Source organism: Streptomyces hirsutus (genome assembly GCF_001418415.1).
GTDB classification, from domain to species: domain Bacteria; phylum Actinomycetota; class Actinomycetes; order Streptomycetales; family Streptomycetaceae; genus Streptomyces; species Streptomyces hirsutus.
Map to the genome: position 1 here is coordinate 1 of NZ_LIQT01000553.1, position 3,121 is coordinate 3,121.

At 68.0% G+C, this 3,121-nt stretch carries 2 protein-coding genes, 1 tRNA gene and 1 pseudogene; 1 reads left to right on the plus strand and 3 read right to left on the minus strand.

Translation table 11 applies throughout. The features are described from left to right. Positions 1-52: 52 nt before the first annotated feature. The 3 genes and pseudogenes from AOK11_RS34100 to AOK11_RS34110 all read right to left on the minus strand — a co-directional run. Positions 53-1,069 (minus strand): annotated as a pseudogene (locus AOK11_RS34100) (NTP transferase domain-containing protein); the annotation flags it as partial. 110 nt (positions 1,070-1,179) lie between these two features. After that, positions 1,180-1,252, minus strand: a tRNA-Gln gene (locus tag AOK11_RS34105). A gap of 8 nt (positions 1,253-1,260) precedes the next feature. Beyond that, positions 1,261-2,127, minus strand: coding sequence for a hypothetical protein (locus AOK11_RS34110; protein WP_055597538.1), 867 nt, complete (start codon positions 2,125-2,127; stop codon positions 1,261-1,263). Between the two features lie 167 nt (positions 2,128-2,294). On the opposite strand from AOK11_RS34110, the gene AOK11_RS34115 reads away from it, so the two are divergent. Continuing rightward, the coding region (locus AOK11_RS34115; RefSeq protein WP_240497597.1) for a sensor histidine kinase at positions 2,295-3,121 on the plus strand (827 nt) is incomplete at its 3' end.

Here is a 3,121-nt window from a genome sequence, read left to right on the forward strand (position 1 = left end):
ACGACAGATGCGGAAGCGTCGTAGCCTCACCGAACGACGCGTTATTCGTCTAAACAGACGTGCAGATCTTCCCCCAACGCCCCAACCGCGTCCCCGGACGCAGATAGGCGAACGGACCCACCGACGCCTCCGGAACCCGCGTATCCGTCAGCCGCGCATTCGGCCCCACCTCGCACCCCTCGGCAAGATGCGTCGCCCCGTGCAACTGCGTCCCCGGATGCACCACCACGTCCTGCTCGAACGTCACCGAGACGTCCACCCACGTCGTAGCGGGGTCGACGACCGTCACCCCCGAGAGCATGGCGGCGGTCAGCAACCGGTCATTGAGAATCCGCCGCGCCTGGGACAACTGCACCCGGTTGTTGATCCCCGCGATCTCCCGGTGATCACCCGCCACCGACGCACCCACCCGGTGCCCCGCCTCACGCAGAATCCCCAGGACGTCCGTCAGGTACTCCTCACCCTGACTGTTGTCCGTCCGCACCTTCTTCAGCGCACCCGCCAGCAACGCCCCGTCGAACGCGAACACACCCGAATTGATTTCCCGGATCGCCCGCTGCTCCGGAGACGCGTCCTTGTGCTCCACGATCGCGGTGACGGCTCCGGACGCCTCGTCGCGCACGATCCGCCCGTACCCCGTCGCGTCCGGTACCTCGGCCGTCAGCACCGTCACCGCATTGCCGTCGGCGGAATGCGTGGCCGAAAGCCGGCGCAGCGTCTCACCGGTCAGCAGCGGGGTGTCACCACAGACCACGACCACGGTCCCGTCCACGGAGCCACCCAGCTCCTCCAGCCCCATCCGCACCGCGTGCCCGGTGCCGTTCTGCTCCGCCTGCACCGCGGTACGGGCCCCCGGGGCGACCTCGGCGAGGTGTGCGGTCACCTGCTCGCGGGCGTGCCCCACGACGACGACCAGGCTCTCCGGCTCCAGCTCGCCGGAGGCGGCCAGCACATGACCCACCAGGGAACGGCCGCAGATGTCGTGCAGGACCTTCGGGGTGGCCGACTTCATACGGGTGCCCTCACCCGCTGCGAGAACGACGACGGCTGCCGGGCGATTGGCGCTCACAAGGATGCCCTTCGGCTGTAAGGGGGAGGGGACATCCGCAGGATACCGGGGTGGTCGTGGGGGGACATGCGTGCGGGCCCTGACCTGTGGAGGTCAGGGCCCGCTGGCAGCTCCGCCGCTAGGACTCGAACCTAGACCGAACACCTCCAAAGGGTGCCGTGCTGCCAATTACACTACGGCGGATCGCTGCATCAGACCTTACCGGAGCCTGGCGAGCTGCCAAGGACGATTCCGTTCCACCAACCCTCGATCCGTCGGTACAGATCCGCGCTCTGCAGGACACTGATCACCAAGCAGCCGCGATAGTGCTCGCCCACGTTCTTTCGGACCGTCTTGGGGTTGTGCTTCTTGAGCGTCGTCTTACCGAAGCGGGCGCTGCTCGTGCCCACGAGAGTTGCCCAGTACTGCTCGGCGGCTGCTACGTCGGCGGACTCGTGGATCATCAAGCGGAAGCGCAGGCGCTCTCGTTCCACCTGGAGCAGGTCGAGCCAGGCGAGGAACACTTTGATCATGTCGGGGTCGCTGTTGACGAAGAGGACGAACTCCCGGCGGCTGTAAACCTTGTCCTTCGCCCCCTCGGCCCAATAGAGCCCCACGCCGAGCAGGAAGAGTTCCCGGTCTGTGAGCGGTCCGATCTCCTGCCGTGCACTCGCCTTCGTCCGTTCGCGTACGGCGTCCCGCATCGCCAGCTCGTGTTCCCACCTCTTCTGCGCCGCGAGCTTCGCCTGCTCCGATGGATCCCGCTGCTCCGGCTTCGGAAGGTCCCTCACCCACAGCGAAATAGAACTCTTGGAGCAGCCCAGCTCCACCTGGATCCGGTCGTAGGTCCATCCCTGGAGGCGGAGTTCCCGCGCCCTGTTCCTCAGGTCGTCCTTCGCGTTCGGGCGCTTCGTCCACTCCGGCGGCGGCTCGCCCTGCAGGAGGCGGTTGAGGAGGTCGTTGTTGTCGACGTGGAGTCTGTCGCGGATCTGGCGTCGGCTCAGCCCCGCCCGCCGCAGTGCCACCGCCTGGTCCCTCAGTGCTTCGAAGTCGGTGTATTTGCCTGGTGCATGTGTCACCCGCATACCGTCTGGCCGGAATGCGGGCTTCCAGGGTCGAACGGTGTGCGGTTCGGCAGTTCGAGGGATTTCGGGTGGTACCGCATCCGAACGGTCACGGAATGTGGTGGGGACCGGTCGGGGAAAGTCCCCGGAAAACCGGCACCGGGCGCCCGTAGGGTGGAGGCATGACCACGACGGGGGAAGACCATGTGACGGCCCGGGGAGGGCCGTGGTGGTGGGGCAGACGGCGCAGTGCCGTGCTGGATGTGGGCCTTGCGGCGGTGTCCGCGCTGGAGTGCGGGCTGGAGGGAATTCCGTTCGCGCGGGACGCGGGGATTCCGGTGGCCGTGGGTGTGGTGTTCGGGTTGCTGGCGGGTTCGGTGCTGCTGGTGCGGCGGCACTGGCCGATCGCCGTGGTGCTGGTGGTGATCGCCATCACGCCGGCCCAGATGGGTTTCCTGATGGGCCTGGTGGGTCTGTACACGCTGGCGGCGTCGGAGTTGCCGCGCCGGATCATCGCGTCGCTCGCCGGGATGTCGCTGGTGGGGACCTTCATCGTGACGCTGGTGCGGGTGCGGCAGGACATGGTGCGGGGGGAGCTGGATCTGGGGGACTGGTTCCTTCCGTTCGCGTCGATCACGACGTCGTTGGGGCTTACCGCGCCGCCGGTGCTGCTGGGACTGTACGTGGGGGCGCGGCGGCGGCTGATGGAGAGTCTGCGGGAGCGGGCGGACAGTCTGGAGCGGGAGCTTCAGTTGCTGGCCGAGCGGGCCGAGGAGCGGGCCGAGTGGGCGCGCAACGAGGAGCGGACGCGGATCGCGCGGGAGATGCACGACGTGGTCGCGCACCGGGTGAGTCTGATGGTGGTGCACGCGGCGGCGTTGCAGGCGGTGGCGCGGAAGGATCCGGAGAAGGCGGTGAAGAACGCCGCGCTGGTGGGGGACATGGGCCGGCAGGCGTTGACGGAGTTGCGGGAGATGCTCGGGGTGCTGCGGTCCGGTGGGGACGGGGC